The organism is Pseudomonas sp. B21-019, from assembly GCF_024749225.1.
Lineage (GTDB): Bacteria > Pseudomonadota > Gammaproteobacteria > Pseudomonadales > Pseudomonadaceae > Aquipseudomonas.
In genome coordinates, this window is the sequence record NZ_CP087193.1 from 1,598,378 (window position 1) to 1,616,180 (window position 17,803).

Below are 17,803 nucleotides of genomic sequence, written 5' to 3' on the forward strand. Positions count from 1 at the left end.
CAACTGTCGAGGCTGGGCGGGTTGAAATGGGAGACAACCATGATAGATCTGTACACCGCTGCGACCCCGAATGGCCACAAGGTCTCTATCGTGCTCGAGGAACTCGGCCTGCCCTACACGGTGCATGCCTTGAGTTTCGACAAAAAGGAACAGAAGTCCGAGGAGTTCCTCAAGATCAATCCCAATGGCCGGATTCCGGCGATTGTCGACCGCGCCAATGGCGATTTCGCCGTGTTCGAGTCCGGCGCGATCCTGATTTACCTCGCCGAGATGACCGGCAAACTGCTGCCCCAGGATCCGAAAGGACGCTCGCTGGTGTTGCAGTGGTTGATGTTCCAGATGGGCGGCATCGGCCCGATGCAGGGCCAGGCCAACGTGTTTTTTCGCTATTTTCCGGAAAAACTCCAGGGCGCCATCGACCGCTATCAACATGAAACCCGACGCTTGTATGAAGTGCTCGACACACGTCTGCAAGCCGTGGAGTTTCTGGCGGGCGAGTACAGCATTGCCGACATCGCGACCTTTCCGTGGGTCCGCGGCCACGACTGGTCCGGTGTCTCGGTGGACGGCTTGCCGGCCTTGCAGCGCTGGATAGCCGCCCTCGAGGCGCGCCCTGCGGTGCAGCGCGGTTTGCGGGTGCCGGAGCGCATCGATGATGCCAGCGTCATCAAGGGTGCCCAGGCCATGTTGATCCGATGAGCCTGTCCATGCGTTCACTCACTCTGCTGGCGCTGTGCAGTTTCAGTCCCTGGTTATTGGCCGCTGACATTCCTGGCAGTCAGGACCTGCCTATCGTGCCGCGCATGACCGATGCGCAGATCGTCGACTATCGCCCGACGGTGGAACTCGAGCGGATTTACCCGCTGGGTTCGATCCGCAAGATCAGCGGCCAATTGCGTTTCGACGGCCAGGTCACCGCTCGCGGTCAAACCACCTCGGTCACCTACGAATTGCCACCGGAGCATTCCTCCACCGATGCCTTCACCGCCGCCCGCGAAGCCTTGCAGAAGCAGGGCGCCGAGCTGTTGTTCTGGTGTCAGGCCCGGGATTGTGGGGAAAGCAGCCTGTGGGCCAATGAAGTCTTCGGCAACGCCAAGCTCTATGGCGCCGATAATCAGCAGGCTTATTTGCTGCTGCGTCTGGCGGCCCCTCAAGACAACACGCTGGTGGCGCTTTACAGCATCACTCGCGGTAATCGCAGGGCTTATCTGCACGTCGAACAGTTCAATGCCTCGGCGCCACTGGGTGATTTGCTGCCGACGTCCGCGACGTTGCTGCGCCAGCTCAAAAGCACCGGGAAACTCGATTTCCCCAAACTCGACGGCGTCCCTGACGACACCTGGTTGCGTTTGATTTCTCGCGGCCTGAACCTGGACACCACGCTGCGGGTCAGCATTTCCGGAACCAGTGCCGAAGCCTGGCGCCAGGCGCTGATCGGCCAGGGCGTGCGCACGGCGCGGATGGAAACCGGCAGCGTCGAAGGCTCTGGCCTGCACTTCGAACTGTTGCGATAAGCTTCATTTGGCGAATGCGTTCTGCGCATTTGCCTACTCTTTGCGGACTGACTTTTTTCGGGATCTTACATGGTCAATAACGATCGGCTGTTGGTGCAGATCCTGCTGCTGGTGCTGTTTGGCGCGAGTTTATGGGTAATGGCGCCGTTCTGGTCGGCGCTGTTCTGGGGGGCGGTGCTGGCGTTTGCCAGTTGGCCGTTGATGCGTCTGTTGACCCGTTGGCTCAATGGTCGTGAATCCCTGGCGGCGTTGTTGCTGACGCTCGGCTGGATGCTGCTGGTGGCGGTGCCGCTGGTGTGGCTGGGATTCAACCTGGCGGATCACGTGCGCGATGCCACGGCGTTCATCAAGGATGTGCAGGTCGATGGTCTGCCTGAAGCGCCGGCCTGGGTTGGCGGTATTCCCTTGGTCGGCGAGCGGTTGGTAGGGATCTGGAACAGCATCGATCAGCAAGGTGCGGCGATGATGCTGGCGATCAAGCCCTATCTGGGTCAGGTCGGTAACTGGTTGCTGGCACGCAGTGCGCAGATTGGCGGCGGGATTCTCGAGTTGACGCTGAGTATCGTGTTTGTGTTCTTTTTCTACCGGGACGGGCCGCGTTTGGCGGTGTTTGTCCATGGGTTGCTGGAGCGGCTGATTGGCGATCGCGCCGGGTATTACATCGAACTGGTGGCGGGCACCGTGCAACGGGTGGTCAACGGGGTGATCGGCACAGCGGCGGCGCAGGCGGTGCTGGCGTTGATCGGCTTCCTGATTGCCGGTGTGCCTGGGGCGCTGGTGCTGGGGATCGTGACGTTCTTGCTGAGCCTGATTCCGATGGGGCCGCCATTGGTGTGGATTCCGGCCACGGCGTGGCTGGCCTGGAAGGGTGAGTACGGAATGGCGGTGTTCCTCGGGATCTGGGGCACGTTCATTATCAGCGGGGTCGACAACGTGCTTAAGCCGTACCTGATCAGCCGGGGCGGGAATTTACCGTTGGTGATTGTGCTGCTTGGGGTGTTTGGCGGGTTGATTGCGTTCGGGTTTATCGGCCTGTTCATCGGCCCGACGTTGTTGGCCGTGGCTTACAGCCTGTTGACCGATTGGAGCAAGAGCCAGGCTCGGGTTGAAGATCGCCGGCCCTAAGTTTTTTGTTGGGTCTTAGGGCCGCGAAGTTTTTTGACTCAGGTGGCCACGTTCAGGTGTTTGCCCACGGTCGCCACGTTGTCGAGCGAATACTGCTTGCTCAGGTTGGCGATCATTTTGTTCAGGGCTTCGGTCACGTTGAACTGATGGGTGGAGCTGTCGGAGTTCTGCTCGCGGCCGGCTTGCAGGACGGCTTTCAGTTCATCGCTGCTGACGCCACCGCTGCTGTCGCTATCGAGTACTTTGAGCAACGCGGCGCTGGTGTCGGTGGAGGTCGACGAAGTGCTGTCGCTTGCCTGCAACGCGCTGCTCAGTTCCGTGGCCGTGACACTGCCATCGCTGTCGGTATCGAGTTGGCTGAACAGCTCTTCGCTGGACATCTGCTGAGGTGGAGGTGGCGGCGGGGTCAGGCTGGCGGCGAGTTCGTCCTGGCTGACGGTGCCGTCTTCATTCTTGTCCAGGGCCGAGAAGATTTTCGAGCTGTCGGCCGTGCTGCCGGCACTGGTCAGGCCATTGCTCAGCTCATCGCTGTTGATGGCGCCGTCGCCGTCTTTGTCCAAAGCGCTGATCAGCGCATCGGCCAGCTCGGTGTTCGGTGCCTGATCGTGCGGCGGTGGCGTCGGAGGGGCCATCGCGGCCATCTCTTCGCTGCTCAGGCTGCCGCTTTTGTCGCTGTCCAGGTCGCTGAAGTTCTTGCTCAGGCTGACCAGCAGACCATCGTCGTTTTTCTGCGACAGGGCGCTCTTGAGCTCATCCTGATCCACCGCACCGTCGCTGTTGTTGTCGAGTTTGGCGAGCAGTTCTTTCTGGAATTGCTGGCTACGGGCGCTGTTGGTGGCGGTACTGCTGGTGCTGGTATAGCTCGTGTAGCTGCTGACACTACCGATCATTGTGCTCACTCCTTGGAATGGGAAACCGGTGGGTGCACCGGCTTATGCAGCCTCAAGGGGCAAGTTGTCGTGGGTATGTGGGATTTGTACCGATGGGTACACACAACTTATCCAGTCAGACCCGGATCCTGTGGGTGCGGGCTTAGACGCGGGGCAGGCGGATGACGGCTGTCAGACCGCCGCCGGGCGTTTCTTCCAGGCTCAACTGCCCGCCCAAACGCTCCGCGGCTTCCCGGGCGATGGTCATGCCCAGGCCGACGCCGCCGGAGTTGCGATTACGCGAACCTTCCAGGCGAAAGAACGGTTCAAACACCGCTTCACGTTTATCCGCCGCGATACCCGGACCATGGTCGATGACCCGGATCACCAGTTGTTCGCGACTGTCCTCAAGCGTGATCAGCGCGTCCCCGGCATAACGCAAGGCATTGTCCAGCAGGTTGTTGATGCACGAGCGCAAAGCCATCGGTTGAACCTGCAGCGGGGCGCAATGGCCGCGGGCCTGGACGTCGGCGCCCTGGTCCTGGGCGTTTTCGCTCAGGGACTCCACCAGCGCCTGCACGTCCATCCATTGTGGCGCCTCGCTGGTGCGCTGTTCGTGCAGGTAGGTGAGGGTGGAATCGAGCATGCCGATCATGTCGTCCAGGTCTTGACGCATCTGACCTTGCAGCTTCTCGTTGTCGATCTGTTCCAGCCTCAGCTTGAGCCGCGACAGCGGTGTGCGCAGGTCATGGGACACCGCACCGAGCATGCGCGAGCGTTGCTGTATTTGTTCAAGAATGCGTTTCTGCATCAGGTTGAAAGTGTGCGCCGCTTGCCGTGCTTCCCGTGGGCCGGACTCATCCAGCGGCGGACTGTCGAGATTTTCACTCAGGCGCTCGGCGGCGTCGCTCAGGCGCTGAATCGGGCGGGTCAATAGCTTGGCGCCGTACCAGGCGGCGATGATCAGCGAGACAAACTGAAAGGTCAGCGGCACCAGCGGCCCGCCGAACCACGGCCGCGGTGGTCGATTGCCGAAACGCGGGTCCATCGGTGGGGGAGGCCCATCGAAGCGCTCGGAAAACCCCGGCGGCGGAGGGGGAGGAGGGGGCGGCCCGTAATGTTTGAACCATAAAAAAGCCAGCAAATGCGCCAGTACGATCGCCACCAACAGCACGCCGAACAGGCGGCCGAACAGCGTATCGAAGCGCGCACGCATCAGCTGATGTCTCGTGCGTCGAACAGATAACCCTCACCGCGAACGGTCTTGATCAACTGCGGGGCTTTCGGGTCGTCGCCCAGTTTCTGGCGCAGGCGCGATACCAACAGATCGATGCTGCGATCAAACGCTTCGATCGAGCGACCGCGAGCGGCGTCCAGCAGTTGTTCGCGGCTGAGTACCCGGCGCGGACGTTCGATGAACACCCAGAGTAAACGGAACTCGGCGTTGGACAGCGGCACCACCAGGCCATCAGCGGCGATCAACTGGCGCAGCACGCTGTTCAGGCGCCAGTTGTCGAAACGGATGTTCGCCCGTTGTTCGGTGCGGTCATCACGTACCCGACGCAGAATGGTCTGAATCCGCGCGACCAGTTCCCGCGGCTCGAACGGCTTGGCCATGTAGTCGTCGGCGCCCAGTTCCAGGCCGATGATCCGGTCGGTGGGTTCGCAGCGGGCAGTGAGCATCAGGATCGGGATGTCCGATTCGGCGCGCAACCAGCGGCACAGTGACAAACCATCTTCGCCCGGCAGCATCAGATCGAGCACCACGACATCGAAATGCTCGGCTTGCAGCGCCTGACGCATGGCGGCGCCATCGGAGACGCCGCTGGCGTGGATATTGAAACGGGCCAGGTAGTCGATCATCAATTCGCGGATCGGGACGTCATCGTCGACGATCAGGGCGCGAATGCTCCAGCGTTTGTCATCGGCCGGCGCTTTTTGATCGTCGTTCAGAGGTGCTGGGGAGTTGTGCATGCGTGCGTTCATCTGCCAGGTAGGCTGCCAACCACAAAGATAGGCTGCGAGGTTGTGGCTTCAGCATAGGCGTCCGGCCGTGAGGCGGGAAGTGCTGTAGGGCTTGTTGCGGCTGACGAGGGTAGCGTTGAAGGGTGTTGTGGGCGTGTCGTGTGTGTATCGGGCTCGACACAATCGCCGCGGCAGCTAGGCTTGCCTGAGCCGCGACGACGAATTACCGATCATCGGGTCCCGCAGCGGCGCTGGTTCCGCTACAATGCGCGCCGATTTCGACTTGCCTGAGAGCCCACTCATGTCCGCCTGCCAGACGCCTATCATCGTCGCCCTGGATTTCCCCACCCGTGACGCCGCACTGAAGCTGGCCGATCAACTGGACCCGAAACTGTGCCGGGTCAAAGTCGGTAAAGAACTGTTTACCAGTTGCGCTTCGGAAATCGTCGGCACCTTGCGCGACAAGGGCTTTGAAGTGTTCCTGGACCTCAAGTTCCACGACATTCCGAACACCACCGCCATGGCCGTCAAGGCGGCTGCAGAAATGGGCGTGTGGATGGTAAACGTGCACTGCTCCGGCGGCCTGCGCATGATGGCCGCCTGCCGCGAAGTGCTCGATCAGCGCAGCGGCCCGAAACCGCTGTTGATCGGCGTGACCGTGCTGACCAGCATGGAGCGTGAGGATCTGGCGGGTATTGGCCTGGACATCGAGCCGCAGGAGCAGGTGCTGCGCCTGGCTGCGCTGGCGGAAAAAGCCGGGATGGATGGTCTGGTCTGCTCGGCCCAGGAAGCCCAGGCTCTGAAAGCCGCTCACCCGTCGTTGCAACTGGTGACCCCGGGGATTCGTCCGGCGGGCAGCGCCCAGGACGATCAGCGCCGCATTCTGACTCCGCGTCAGGCGCTGGATGCCGGTTCCGACTACCTGGTGATCGGCCGTCCGATCAGCCAGGCGGCGGATCCGGCCAAGGCGTTGGCGGCGGTCGTCGCAGAAATCGCTTAAGCGCCACGGACCCTGTGGGAGCGTGCTTGCCCGCTCCCACAGGGTTTTGTGCTCTTTTCAGATATTGAGTTAAACCTTCAACACCAACTTCCCGAAATTCTCGCCGCTGAACAACTTCATCAGTGTCTCCGGGAAGGTCTCCAGTCCCTCGACGATGTCTTCCTTGCTCTTGAGCTGCCCCTTGGCCATCCAGCCGGCCATTTCCTGCCCGGCTGCGGCGAACTGTGCGGCGTAATCCATCACCACGAAGCCTTCCATCCGCGCGCGGTTGACCAGCAAGGCCAGGTAGTTGGCCGGGCCTTTGACCGCTTCCTTGTTGTTGTACTGGCTGATGGCACCGCAAATCACCACCCGTGCCTTCATGTTCAGGCGGCTCAGCACGGCGTCGAGAATATCGCCGCCGACGTTATCGAAATACACGTCGACGCCTTTCGGGCATTCACGCTTGAGGCCGGCGGTTACGTCTTCGTTTTTGTAGTCGATGGCACCGTCAAAACCCAGCTCATCGATCAGGAACTTGCACTTGTCCGCGCCGCCAGCGATGCCGACCACCCGGCAACCTTTGATCTTGGCGATTTGCCCGGCGATGCTGCCCACCGCACCGGCCGCGCCCGACAACACCACGGTGTCGCCGGCTTTCGGCGCGCCGACATCAAGCAGGGCGAAGTAGGCGGTCATTCCGGTCATGCCCAGCGCGGATAAATAACGCGGCAGCGGCGCCAGTTTCGGATCGACCTTGTAGAAACCTCGCGGCTCGCCAAGGAAGTAATCCTGCACACCCAAGGCGCCGTTGACGTAGTCCCCGACAGCAAAGCCCGGATTGTTCGAGGCGATGACTTTGCCTACGCCCAGTGCGCGCATGACTTCGCCAATGCCGACCGGAGGGATGTAGGACTTGCCCTCGTTCATCCAGCCGCGCATGGCCGGGTCCAGGGACAGGTATTCGTTTTTGACCAGGATCTGACCTGCCGCAGGCTCACCGACTGGTACTTCTTGATAGGTGAACGTCTCGCGGGTAGCTGGCCCCACGGGACGTTTGGCGAGCAGGAACTGGCGATTGGTCTGGGTAGTCATGACAGGCACTCAAGGTGAATGAAGTCTTGTTGATAGACCTTCATTGACGATGCTGCAAGGTTGGCTGACACGGCGAATGCACATCGATCCAGTGCAGTGATAGTCAGGGCGGCGGTTCCATCACTGCCACTCATGGGCGCCCAACCGGCCTTCTGATAGTGCTGCCGTGGCATCGGCCCCTGTGGCTAGACTGGGAACTCGCGATCCCCACATTCTTGCCTTCGAGGACATAACAATGAGCATGACGTTTTCCGGCCAGGTCGCCGTTGTGACGGGCGCGGCCAATGGGATTGGCCGCGCAACCGCTTTGGCGTTTGCCGCCGAGGGTTTGAAAGTGGTGGTGGCCGATCTGGACGCGGCCGGTGGTGAAGGCACAGTGGCGCTGATTCGCGCCGCCGGTGGTGAAGCGACCTTCGTGCGCTGCAATGTCACTGTGGAAAGCGATGTAAAAAATCTGATGGACGAGGTCGTGAATGCCTACGGCCGTCTCGACTATGCCTTCAACAATGCCGGCATCGAAATCGAGAAAGGCAAACTGGCCGAGGGCACGGTCGATGAGTTTGACGCGATCATGGGCGTCAACGTCAAAGGCGTCTGGCTGTGCATGAAGTACCAGTTGCCGTTGCTGCTGGCCCAGGGCGGCGGCGCGATCGTCAATACCGCTTCGGTCGCCGGCCTGGGGGCTGCGCCGAAGATGAGCATCTACGCCGCCTCGAAACATGCGGTGATCGGCCTGACCAAGTCAGCGGCCATCGAATACGCCAAGAAAAAGATTCGCGTGAATGCGGTGTGCCCGGCGGTGATCGACACCGACATGTTCCGTCGTGCCTATGAAGCGGACCCGAAGAAGGGCGAGTTCGCCAATGCCATGCACCCGGTCGGACGTATCGGCAAGGTCGAGGAGATTGCCAGCGCGGTGCTGTACCTGTGCAGCGACGGCGCGGCGTTCACCACCGGTCATTCGCTGGCGGTGGATGGTGGGGTTACGGCGTTTTAACTCTTTCCAGGCCGCGATGGTTTGGAATCTGTGGATGTTGTGGGAGCGGGCTTGTGTGGTGAGGGGGCTTGCCCCCGTTGGGGCGCGAAGCGGCCCCCGACGCCCGTCCAGACAGACCGAGTTGTCTGAATTTACGACTGCTTCGCAGCCGAACGGGGGCAAGCCCCCTCGCCACAGAAGCCCGCTCCCATAGTTTTTTCGTTCGGCTCCGGTTCCGTGAAAGCATCGGGCATTGTGTTTCAAATGGTTAGAACCGACGGTTTTGGCGGTTTTGTCGCACATCTTGTCGAGCGCTCCTGTGATTAACTGTTTTGCGCAAAACAGACAGGAGTTTGCTTGCTCATGGAGTTGAGAATCGATCGACAGGCATTGGTGCCGGTCGTGCAGCAAATCGTCGACGCGATGGCCGACTGGCTCCATCGTGGCGAGGTGTCGCCGGGGACGCGTTTGCCTTCCGTGCGGCAAATCGCGCGGATCAATCTGCTCAGCCAATCCAGTGTTGTCGAGGCCTGTGAACGGTTAGTGGCTCAAGGTGTGCTGGCGACGCGTAGCGGGGCGGGTTTCTTTGTCGCGGCAACGAAGCTTGCCGCTCACGGGCAACGGGATTTTTCCTGGTTCGAGGGGGTTGAGCAGCAGAGTGGCGTCGCGGGCGATCTGAAGCTGGGGTGCGGCGGATTACCCGAAAGCTGGCGCGAGACTGACGACCTGAGCTATGCCATACGCCAGGTCAGCCGCACCGATATGGCCGGTTTGTTCAGCTACAGCACACCGCTGGGGCTGCTTGCCCTGCGCCAACAGATCCTCAAGCGGCTGAAACAGCTGGATATCGCGGTGGATGAAAGTCGAATCCTCACCACGGCAGGTGCCAGTCATGGGCTCGACCTGATCGTGCGCACGTTGTTCAAACCGGGCGATTGCGTGGTGGTGGAGAATCCCGGTTATTCGATGCTGTTCGATTTGCTCAGGCTGCACGGGGTCAGCATGATCGAAGTCCCACGAACGCCTCACGGGCCCGACACCGAAGCACTTCAGGCACTGTTGCTGACGTACAAACCCCGTGGCTTGTTCATCAACAGCTTTTATCACAACCCCACCGGCAGCAGTTTGACCTTGGGCGTGGCTCGGCAGGTTCTGCAACTGGCCAAAAACCATGGCGTACTGGTGATCGAAGACGATGTCTATGCGGATTTGCACAGCGGTCCCGGTACGCGTCTTGCGGCACTGGGTATCGATGACAATGTGATCTACGTCGGCAGCTACTCCAAAACCCTCAGCAGTTCGTTGCGGGTCGGCTTTGTCGTGGCGGGTGCCGACGTCATTTCGCGACTGGCCGAGGTCAAGATGATCAGCAGCATGGGCGCTTCACGGTTTTGCGAATCGGTGCTGGCTTCTTTGTTGGCCAGTGGTGCCTATCGCAAATTGGTGCAGCGTCAGCGCCAACGTTTAAGCACCGACAGAGACGCGGCCTTGCAGGTGCTTGAAGACGCGGAATGGGAGGTTTTCGGCAAACCCGCAGGTGGCCTGTTCATCTGGGCGCGATCGCGTAAGTCCGACGCCGTTCAGGTGCAGGTTCAGGCGCGACGCTTCGGCATCCTGCTGTCTTGCGCAACAGCATTCAGCCCCTCCGGCCAGGCCCATGACTGGCAGCGCATCAACGTTGCCTATGCCTGTGATCCCCGCGCGCGGGCATTTTTTCAGGCTACCGCTCGGGATCGACCTCAAACGTTCTGAAAACGACGCTGGCGTAGCTTTTGGCCATTATTCCGACGCCAGAGACTTGTGTTGGCACAAGCCCGTTGCGAATCTGCATCAACAGACAATGGCAGGGGACTAAGCGCAATGATTTCGGCCGTGCAAGGACGTTTTGCCAACCTCGGTATGGCGAAAAAACTGGGTGTCGGGTTTGTACTGGTGCTGCTGTTGACAGCCCTGGTGGCGGCCATTGGCGTATGGTCCCTGCAAACCATCAGTCATCGCTTCGATGGGCTCAAGCAGATGTCGTCGCTCAACAGCGGTTTGCTCAAGGTGCGTCTGCTTGAGCAGGAGTACGCCTTGCGCGGCGACCCGAAAACCGTGGACGCCTTGCACACGGGGGTGGACGCTTTGATCGCGCTGGCGACCGAGCTCAAGGCTCAGTCCGCAGCCAACGTGCCGGTCATGAATGACGTCGAACAGTCTCTGGGGGCTTATCGCAAGGCCTTTGACGAGTTCGTTTCATTGAGTCAGGCCAAGGACCTGGCGCTGGAAATGGCCAGTTGGTCGGTGTCCAGTGTGGCCAATAACCTGGATGTGCTGCAGTCCGGGCTTAGCGATGATGGTGCCTATGCCTTGAAGGAGTCCGAGGGCAAGGACGGTGCGCAATTCATCGAGCAGGCGAATCAGGTCAGCCAGGTCTCGCGACTGATGTTGCAGGCCATGAACGAAGCGCACGTACGCCTGGATCAGAGCCGCAAGGGCGACGACAGTGCCGGGCAGGGCAAGATCGAGCAAGCCGACCAGGCGCTGGCCCAGGCCGAACAGTTGAAAGCTACCGTAAAGGATGAGGGTTACCAGACGGTCCTCAATGAAGTGTCCGGTCATATCGGCAGTTTCACTGAAAAACTCGCCGAGTACACCGGCCTGTTGGCGCAGGAAAAGACCGTCTCCGAGCAACTCCACCAGCGCGCCGCGCAAGTGGTGGAGCGGGTGGATCAGGCCTACGTTGCCGAAGACCGGTCGATGCAGGCAGAGCTGAAAAAGAACTCGCTGTTGATCATCGGTTCCTCGGCGCTGGCCTTGCTGGTCGGGCTGATTGCCGCGTGGGTGATTACCCGATTGATCGTCGCACCGTTGCGCAGTGTGATCCGTGTCGCCCAGCAGATCGCCGCGGGCGATTTGAGCACTACGATTGACGTGACCCGCGGTGACGAGATCGGCCAGTTGATGCAAGCCATGCAGCAAATGGGCGCGGGGCTCAGCAACATCGTCAGTGGTTTGCAGGCCGGTATCGAACAGCTGGCAAGCTCTGCGCAATCGCTGTCGGCGGTGACCGAGCAGACCAACCTTGAAGTCAGCAGCCAGAAAGAAGAAACCGAGCAGGTCGCCACAGCGATGAACCAGATGACCGCCACGGTGCACGACGTCGCACGTAACGCGGAGGAGGCCGCCCAGGCGGCGCAGACGGCCGACGGCAAGGTCGAAAGCGGTCAGCAGGTGGTGCGTCAGAGCATGGCGCGAATTGAGCAACTGGCGGACTCGGCCACCTCGGCCAGCTCCAGCATCGAAAGCCTCAGTGCAGAAATCCAGAACATCGGCACGGTGCTCAGCGTGATCAAAAGCGTTGCCGAGCAGACCAACCTGTTGGCGCTCAATGCGGCCATCGAGGCGGCGCGTGCCGGCGAGCAGGGGAGGGGCTTTGCGGTGGTGGCCGATGAGGTTCGGGCACTGGCCAGGCGAACCCAGCAATCGACCGAGGAAATCGAACGCCTGGTCAGTGCCTTGCGCTCGGCGGCGCAATCGTCGGTGCAGCAGATTCAGAGCAGTGGCGAGTTGGTGAAGCTGGCGGTGAGCGATGCGTTGCAGACCGAAAGTGCATTGGGGAGTATTGCGGCGGCGGTGTCGCTGATTCAGCAGATGAACCAGCAGATAGCAGCGGCTGCGGAGGAGCAGAGCTCGGTGGCCGAGGAGATCAATCGCAGTGTCACGAGCATTCGCGCCAGTGCGGATCAGTCTTCATTGGCGATGCAGGGCAATGCGGCGTCGAGTATTGAACTGGCGCAGTTGGGGAGTGAGTTGAGGGGGATGGTGGGGCATTTCAAGCTGTAGCAGCTGCCGAAGGCTCGGGCTGTGTCCGGATGATCTATTGACTCTGGCGGGCATCAATCCCAACGCAAAAAAAAGCCACCTGACCCGGTGGCTTTTCAGCATTTGCATGATCAGTCGTAGATCACTTTCTTCTTCCAGTCGGCATCAGCCTCGACGTCTTTGAGCCCTTCAGTCAGTTGGTTCACTTCGCCTTCAACCGGGGCGATCTTGTCCATGACCTGGTCGTTGGCGCGGGCCAGGAGTTTTTCCAGGTACTCGAGTTGTTCGCTGTAGACCTGGGGCTCCGGCTGTTTGCGCAGGTATTGCACGCCGCGTTCGAAGGCCAGTCGGGCCTGGCCTGGCTGGTTTTGTTGCAGGGCATGCTGGCCGAGGTTGTTGAAGAACTCGATGTGCAGCAGGACCAGGATGTGGCGCACTTCACGGATCCAGCGCTTGGCTTCGTTGGCTGGCAGGTAACCGTCCTGTGCGGCGCGGGTGATCTGGCCATGAATGGCTTCCAGCAGGAAGCGCACGTCTTTGGCCTTGGCTTCGGTCTGGATCGGTGCCGGCGGGTTGTTGACCGGGATCGATTCACCTTGGGCAACCAAGGCACTCAGCTCGGTAATCCGCGGCTTTAGTGTGGCGCTGGTTTTTTCCAGGTTGAGCAGTCGCTGGCAGACGTTCAGTTCCAGGCGGGTCAACAGCAGCTTGAGCGCGGGTGTCATGAACTGACCGGGAAAGGTCTCGGTGATTTCGCCGCAGCGACGCAGGCGGTCGTTGAGTTCAACCTTGGTGCGGGCTTTTTCCAGCTTATTGTTTTCCACCACATGGTTCATGTAGCCAATGGCGATCAATAGTGCGATCCCGGCTACGACTAGCAGGGTGATCATGAGTGGTGTCACCGGTAAGACCTCTTTATGGGGTTCGCGTTCGAGTCGAGTGTAGTTGGCTTGGCATATGGGCGCATAGGGCTGCTCGACGAGTGAATCGGCTATAGCTCTTCTTATATCGGCCGCAATGCCGCTTCTATAAGTAAATAGCGTGCGAGGTGCACATTGCCATCATCTCGGCATGGACTATAGCGTCTTGGTGGATGCCAGAATATAGGCGCCAAAGGTCAGGCGACACAAAAGCCTGAATCGCTGCCAAAAGCAGGGCGAAGTCATTGATTTAAATAAATTTATATCTGGGGGTTGACGACCCCTCAATCCATCCATAGAATGCGCGCCACTTACAGCGTAAAGCACACAGCGAAACGCGGTAGGGAGTGAATGTTGTACGTGTGTCCCCTTCGTCTAGTGGCCTAGGACACCGCCCTTTCACGGCGGTAACAGGGGTTCGAGTCCCCTAGGGGACGCCAATGCGGGAATAGCTCAGTTGGTAGAGCACGACCTTGCCAAGGTCGGGGTCGCGAGTTCGAGTCTCGTTTCCCGCTCCAATTTTAAACAGCGTTGCTTTCGGGCAAGGCTGAGTGAAACCAGAACCAAATCTTCGGATGCGGGTCTGGGCACCGAAACACACACCATGTGTTCCGGGCAGCGTGTCCCCTTCGTCTAGTGGCCTAGGACACCGCCCTTTCACGGCGGTAACAGGGGTTCGAGTCCCCTAGGGGACGCCATTTGCGGGAATAGCTCAGTTGGTAGAGCACGACCTTGCCAAGGTCGGGGTCGCGAGTTCGAGTCTCGTTTCCCGCTCCAAATTCAAAAAAACGCCGCTCATTTGAGCGGCGTTTTTTTATGCGCGTAAAAAACCTGCTTCAATTTCCAAGGCTCTGCACCAGGCTTTCAAGTGCTTCAATGGTTGTATCTTCCAGTGGCGGTTGCGCTGCTACCGCTCTAAGTTGGCTGGCCAAACGGTATTCGCTGGGCGTGCAGTTGACGAACTGCTTGAAGGCGCGGGCGAAGTAGGAAGGATCCTTGAAGCCGGCCTCGTAACCGATGCTGGTAATCGGCATCTGGCTGTTGTCGAGCAGCTGTTTGGCAAAACTCATGCGCTTGTCCAGGATGTAATCGGTGAAACCGACGCCATTGGCTTCCTTGAACAGGCGACTGAAGCGAAAAGTCGTCATGCCGCAGCGCTTGGCCAAATCCCTCTGATCGATGCTGTCCCGAAAGTGCTGGTCGATGTACAGCATGATATGGCTCAGCGCCTGGTGTTTTTGGTGCCCGGAGGTCAGGCGGATGCTATCTGGCAGAGTGGGCGAGTGGTCGATCAGCAATGTCTTGTCCTGACCGGCATTGCGGCGCAATTCGCAAAGCTGCAGCAGAGCCGTCAGGTAGCGCTTCCTCTCGGCGTTGGTGAGCGGGAGCACCATGTATTCCCAGACACTGGAGCGCATGGCCCAGACGGCCAATTCTTCTGAGTGCTGCACGGTGAACATGGTAATCGGGATGGTAGGGGTGGTGCGTTTGATCTCCAGCAACAACCTCAAGCCGGGGGTGTCGGGGCGATCGAAATGGATGCAGATCATGTCTGCCTGTTCCCCGCTGGGCAGCACGGAATTTTTCGCCAGTTTGCAGTCGCAAGTCTCCTCGAACTGCGCGATGAGTTCCTTCGTGGAACGATCGTGAGTCAGATCGAACCAAAGCAGCGATGGCCTTCTGGTCATGTTGGACGTCATGTCTCTACTCTGCGGTTCTACGGGCCCCTCTTCGCTGAGTAGTATTGCTAACGTGCCATCACTTTGCAGATTAAATACTGATAAGAAAGACGAATTTTAGTTCTATCCGCTCTATGCGTTGCCTGGAAATCAGTCCCAGGCAACAGTCTGTTGGTGTGTCGTCTATGAACCAGGTATCAGCCGCTCGTCGCTTGTAAATCGAAGTCAGTGGTATTCGCGAGCCATCCCTTGTTTTACCCCTCCTGCTACTTCTGCAAAGGCCAATAACCGTATTTGGCCGCACCCGCAAAAAAGTCCTAGTGATGTGCAAAATCTTCCTAACGCCCATGCCTTGCCCCTGACTAGGGTTGCATCAGGCAGTGCAGAACGTACTGCCTTCCGGAAAAAACAACATTCGAGTGAGGTGGGCAAAATGAATCTGCAGACAATCAAGGCTTCGGTAGTGAAGTTCGCCAAAGACGAAGACGGCCTGACCATCGTGGAATACGCCGTGGCCGGTGGGCTGATTACGGTAGCTGTTGCCGCTGCGTTCGTGCTTTTGGGCGGTGCCGTGAATACCAAAATCAGGGCGCTGTGCCAGGCCGTCAACGGCAACGTTGCGTGCTGATAACGAAATTTACGGTGGCGGGACGCGGCGAAGTCCATGAATGACCGGTTGTTGCTGTTTTGCTGATAGAGCGACCGGATAACTCAATGGACTTCGCGGCTGTCCCCGCCAATGTACTTTCCGAGCCGTATGACCGCTGAAGTGAGGTACACAAAATGACTCTGCAAACAATCAGAACTTCGATAAGCAAGTTCGCCAAAGATGAAGATGGCCTGACCATTGTGGAATACGCGGTGGCAGGTGGGTTGATTACGGTAGCTGTGGCTGCAGCCTTCGTTCTTTTGGGCGGCGCTGTAGATACCAAGATCAGAGCGCTGTGCCAGGCGGTCAACGGCAACGTTGCCTGCTAACGATAATCCCGGTAGGGGAGACGCGCCATGTCCATGGAATTGCTGGTGTCGACTGTTTTACTGCTAGGACTGCTGGGCGTCGCGGTGGTGAGCGATCTGCTTCGCCACCGTATCCCCAACACGCTGGTCCTGTTGGGCATTGCCCTGGGATTGGCCGGTCAGACTTATTCAGGTGGTATCAGCGGATTGGGTGACAGCCTGTTGGGTATCCTGATCTGTTTTGCGTTCTTTCTGCCGATGTACGCCCTGGGAGGCATGGCTGCTGGCGACGTCAAGTTGATGGCCATGGTCGGCAGCTTTCTTCCGTTCCATTTCGCCTTGTGGGCAGCCATGTTCAGCCTGATAGCTGGTGGGGTGTGCGGTTTCCTGATCGTGCTGGTTCGCGGGCAATTGTTGCAGACCCTGGGGCGTTATTGGCTGATTCTCAGGGCGCAGGCCTATCTGGCGCCGACTTCGGATGAAGTCGCCGGCAAACCTTTTCCTTATTCGATCGCAATCTTGATCGGCACTTTAAACAGCGTCTACTGGCAACTGGTTGCCGGTGGATTGGGAGGTTAGTCATGCACGTCATTGTCGATAGTGATGCCTACTCCAGCGATCGGGAAGCGGTGCAACGGCTGGCTCCTCAGCCTTGCACAATCCGCGAGACGGGTCTGACCGACAGTTTTCTCGGTGAGTTGGTATGCAAGCATTTGTACGACGCCGGCGTGCTGGACATGCCGCGACTGGTGGAGCGCCTGGCGCTGACTGGCGCCGTACTTGAAGAAGTCCTGGCGTTTCTGCGCAAGGACGGTCGTGTCGAAGTCCTGGGTCAGGTGGGGCAATCGGGTGGGCAGCTGCGTTATAGCCTGACCGAACGCGGTCGCAGTGCTGCCCGCGATGCGCTGTCACGCAGCGGCTATATCGGCGCGGCCCCCTTCCCGGTGAGTACCTACCGTTCCCTGATCAAAATCCAGACCATTCACCATGGTCGCATCAGCTCAAGCGATATGCACAAGGCCCTCACCGGTGTAGTGCTCACGGAGGGGATGCTCGATCAACTGGGTGTGGCCCTGAACTCCGGGCGCGCAATCATGATTTATGGCCCCGCGGGTACCGGCAAGACCTACGTCAGCAGTCGGTTGATTCGTCTGTTCGCCGAGGCCATCTGGGTACCTCATGCCATCGTGATCAACGAGTCGGTGATCGAGATCTATGACCCGCAGGTGCATCAGCGGCTGGATGACAACGGTCAACAGAACAATCTGATGCTCAACGAAGGGATCGATCGTCGACTGCTGTGCTGCAAACGCCCGGTCGTCATTACGGGCGGTGAGTTGAGCATGGAACAGCTGGATGTTCGCTATGACCCCTTCACCCGCCAGTACCAGGCCGCCTTGCAGCTCAAGGCCAGCAATGGCCTGTTCATCATCGATGACATGGGGCGTCAGCGCATGGCACCCGCTGAGCTGTTCAATCGCTGGATCGTCCCGATGGAGGAGAAGCGCGACTTCCTCAATTTGGGCGGTGGTCGGCATTGCGAGCTGCCATTCGATCTGGTTCTGGTGTTCTCCACCAACCTCAATCCCCTGGAACTGGCTGATGAGGCCTTCCTGCGGCGGATTGGCTACAAGTTGCAGTTCGGTTACCTGAAGCCCGAGGAGTACGAAAAGATCTGGCGTCAGGAATGTGAGCGTATGGGTATTCCTTTTGACCCCCTGCTGCTGCGTTATGTACTGCAAAGGCTTTATGCAAGTGAAGGCATGCCCCTGGTGCCTTGCCATCCCCGAGATCTCCTGAACATGGCCCTCGATCGTCAGCGTTATATGGGCGGTTCCGGAGCCTTGTCGCCACAAGAGTTGGAATGGGCCTGGCACAACTACTTCGTCCAGCTCGACTTTCTTTGATACGGAGATACTG

Annotated in this window: 17 protein-coding genes, 4 tRNA genes and 1 pseudogene; 16 read left to right on the forward strand and 6 right to left on the reverse strand. The window is 59.3% G+C overall.

From position 1 onward, the window contains the following. Positions 1 to 39 precede the first annotated feature (39 nt). From LOY36_RS07095 to LOY36_RS07105, 3 genes are all read left to right on the forward strand, one after another. Positions 40 to 699: a glutathione S-transferase family protein gene (locus tag LOY36_RS07095; RefSeq protein WP_258672759.1), complete on the forward strand. Its 660-nt coding sequence runs from the start codon at positions 40 to 42 to the stop codon at positions 697 to 699. Between the two features lie 8 nt (positions 700 to 707). Beyond that, entirely contained in the window at positions 708 to 1,514 is an 807-nt protein-coding gene (locus LOY36_RS07100; RefSeq protein WP_258672760.1) for a DUF4892 domain-containing protein, read from the forward strand. A 69-nt stretch (positions 1,515 to 1,583) separates the two neighbouring features. Continuing rightward, complete coding sequence (locus LOY36_RS07105; RefSeq protein WP_018926272.1) at positions 1,584 to 2,639, forward strand: AI-2E family transporter; 1,056 nt, start codon at positions 1,584 to 1,586, stop codon at positions 2,637 to 2,639. Positions 2,640 to 2,677: 38 nt separating this feature from the next. On the opposite strand, the gene xopAW is transcribed toward LOY36_RS07105, so the two are convergent. From xopAW to LOY36_RS07120, 3 genes are all read right to left on the reverse strand, one after another. Next, positions 2,678 to 3,529 carry an EF-hand domain-containing protein gene (xopAW, locus tag LOY36_RS07110; protein ID WP_258672761.1) on the reverse strand — a complete coding sequence of 284 codons (852 nt, stop codon included), beginning with the start codon at positions 3,527 to 3,529 and terminating at the stop codon, positions 2,678 to 2,680. Positions 3,530 to 3,671: 142 nt separating this feature from the next. After that, positions 3,672 to 4,724, reverse strand: coding sequence for a HAMP domain-containing sensor histidine kinase (locus LOY36_RS07115; protein ID WP_258672763.1), 1,053 nt, complete (start codon positions 4,722 to 4,724; stop codon positions 3,672 to 3,674). Then, entirely contained in the window at positions 4,724 to 5,482 is a 759-nt protein-coding gene (locus LOY36_RS07120; protein ID WP_019581208.1) for a response regulator, read from the reverse strand. Before LOY36_RS07120 ends, LOY36_RS07115 begins: the two co-directional genes overlap by 1 nt. Before the next feature lie 292 nt (positions 5,483 to 5,774). Here LOY36_RS07120 and pyrF point away from each other — a divergent pair, with 292 nt between their 5' ends. Next, positions 5,775 to 6,473, forward strand: coding sequence for an orotidine-5'-phosphate decarboxylase (gene pyrF, locus LOY36_RS07125; protein WP_007938741.1), 699 nt, complete (start codon positions 5,775 to 5,777; stop codon positions 6,471 to 6,473). A 69-nt stretch (positions 6,474 to 6,542) separates the two neighbouring features. Here the strand turns inward: pyrF and LOY36_RS07130 are convergent, their stop codons facing one another. Next, the gene (locus LOY36_RS07130) at positions 6,543 to 7,547 is read right to left on the reverse strand and encodes an NADP-dependent oxidoreductase (RefSeq protein WP_258672764.1); all 1,005 of its coding nucleotides are present in this window, start codon (positions 7,545 to 7,547) and stop codon (positions 6,543 to 6,545) included. A 235-nt stretch (positions 7,548 to 7,782) separates the two neighbouring features. Between LOY36_RS07130 and LOY36_RS07135 the strand changes: the two genes are divergently transcribed. The 4 genes and pseudogenes from LOY36_RS07135 (at position 7,783) to LOY36_RS29105 (ending at position 12,348) form a co-directional block, all read left to right on the forward strand. After that, positions 7,783 to 8,544 (forward strand): SDR family oxidoreductase, encoded by a 762-nt coding sequence (locus LOY36_RS07135; protein WP_258672766.1) that lies wholly within the window; start codon positions 7,783 to 7,785, stop codon positions 8,542 to 8,544. Positions 8,545 to 8,886: 342 nt separating this feature from the next. Further along, complete coding sequence (locus LOY36_RS07140; RefSeq protein WP_258672767.1) at positions 8,887 to 10,275, forward strand: PLP-dependent aminotransferase family protein; 1,389 nt, start codon at positions 8,887 to 8,889, stop codon at positions 10,273 to 10,275. A gap of 147 nt (positions 10,276 to 10,422) precedes the next feature. After that, a pseudogene (locus tag LOY36_RS29100) lies at positions 10,423 to 11,487 on the forward strand (HAMP domain-containing protein); the annotation flags it as partial. Beyond that, positions 11,485 to 12,348 carry a methyl-accepting chemotaxis protein gene (locus tag LOY36_RS29105; protein WP_408981117.1) on the forward strand — a complete coding sequence of 288 codons (864 nt, stop codon included), beginning with the start codon at positions 11,485 to 11,487 and terminating at the stop codon, positions 12,346 to 12,348. The pseudogene LOY36_RS29100 and the gene LOY36_RS29105, both read left to right, overlap by 3 nt. Positions 12,349 to 12,458: 110 nt before the next feature. Here LOY36_RS29105 and LOY36_RS07150 read toward each other — a convergent pair whose 3' ends face one another. Further along, the gene (locus LOY36_RS07150; protein WP_258672770.1) at positions 12,459 to 13,217 is read right to left on the reverse strand and encodes a hypothetical protein; all 759 of its coding nucleotides are present in this window, start codon (positions 13,215 to 13,217) and stop codon (positions 12,459 to 12,461) included. A gap of 394 nt (positions 13,218 to 13,611) precedes the next feature. Between LOY36_RS07150 and LOY36_RS07155 the strand changes: the two genes are divergently transcribed. The 4 genes from LOY36_RS07155 (at position 13,612) to LOY36_RS07170 (ending at position 14,024) form a co-directional block, all read left to right on the forward strand. Further along, positions 13,612 to 13,687: transfer RNA gene (locus tag LOY36_RS07155), tRNA-Glu, on the forward strand. A gap of 2 nt (positions 13,688 to 13,689) precedes the next feature. After that, positions 13,690 to 13,765, forward strand: a tRNA-Gly gene (locus tag LOY36_RS07160). 104 nt (positions 13,766 to 13,869) lie between these two features. Next, positions 13,870 to 13,945 (forward strand) — tRNA-Glu (locus tag LOY36_RS07165). Between the two features lie 3 nt (positions 13,946 to 13,948). Beyond that, positions 13,949 to 14,024: transfer RNA gene (locus LOY36_RS07170), tRNA-Gly, on the forward strand. 59 nt (positions 14,025 to 14,083) lie between these two features. Here the strand turns inward: LOY36_RS07170 and LOY36_RS07175 are convergent. After that, positions 14,084 to 14,947: a DNA-binding response regulator gene (locus LOY36_RS07175; protein ID WP_258672772.1), complete on the reverse strand. Its 864-nt coding sequence runs from the start codon at positions 14,945 to 14,947 to the stop codon at positions 14,084 to 14,086. Positions 14,948 to 15,359: 412 nt separating this feature from the next. Between LOY36_RS07175 and LOY36_RS07180 the strand changes: the two genes are divergently transcribed. The 4 genes from LOY36_RS07180 (at position 15,360) to LOY36_RS07195 (ending at position 17,790) form a co-directional block, all read left to right on the forward strand. Beyond that, entirely contained in the window at positions 15,360 to 15,554 is a 195-nt protein-coding gene (locus LOY36_RS07180; protein WP_018926261.1) for a Flp family type IVb pilin, read from the forward strand. 155 nt (positions 15,555 to 15,709) lie between these two features. Then, the gene (locus LOY36_RS07185; protein WP_018926260.1) at positions 15,710 to 15,904 is read left to right on the forward strand and encodes a Flp family type IVb pilin; all 195 of its coding nucleotides are present in this window, start codon (positions 15,710 to 15,712) and stop codon (positions 15,902 to 15,904) included. Positions 15,905 to 15,931: 27 nt separating this feature from the next. Then, positions 15,932 to 16,462: a prepilin peptidase gene (locus LOY36_RS07190; RefSeq protein WP_018926259.1), complete on the forward strand. Its 531-nt coding sequence runs from the start codon at positions 15,932 to 15,934 to the stop codon at positions 16,460 to 16,462. A gap of 2 nt (positions 16,463 to 16,464) precedes the next feature. Next, the gene (locus LOY36_RS07195) at positions 16,465 to 17,790 is read left to right on the forward strand and encodes an ATPase AAA (protein ID WP_018926258.1); all 1,326 of its coding nucleotides are present in this window, start codon (positions 16,465 to 16,467) and stop codon (positions 17,788 to 17,790) included. Positions 17,791 to 17,803: the final 13 nt, after the last annotated feature.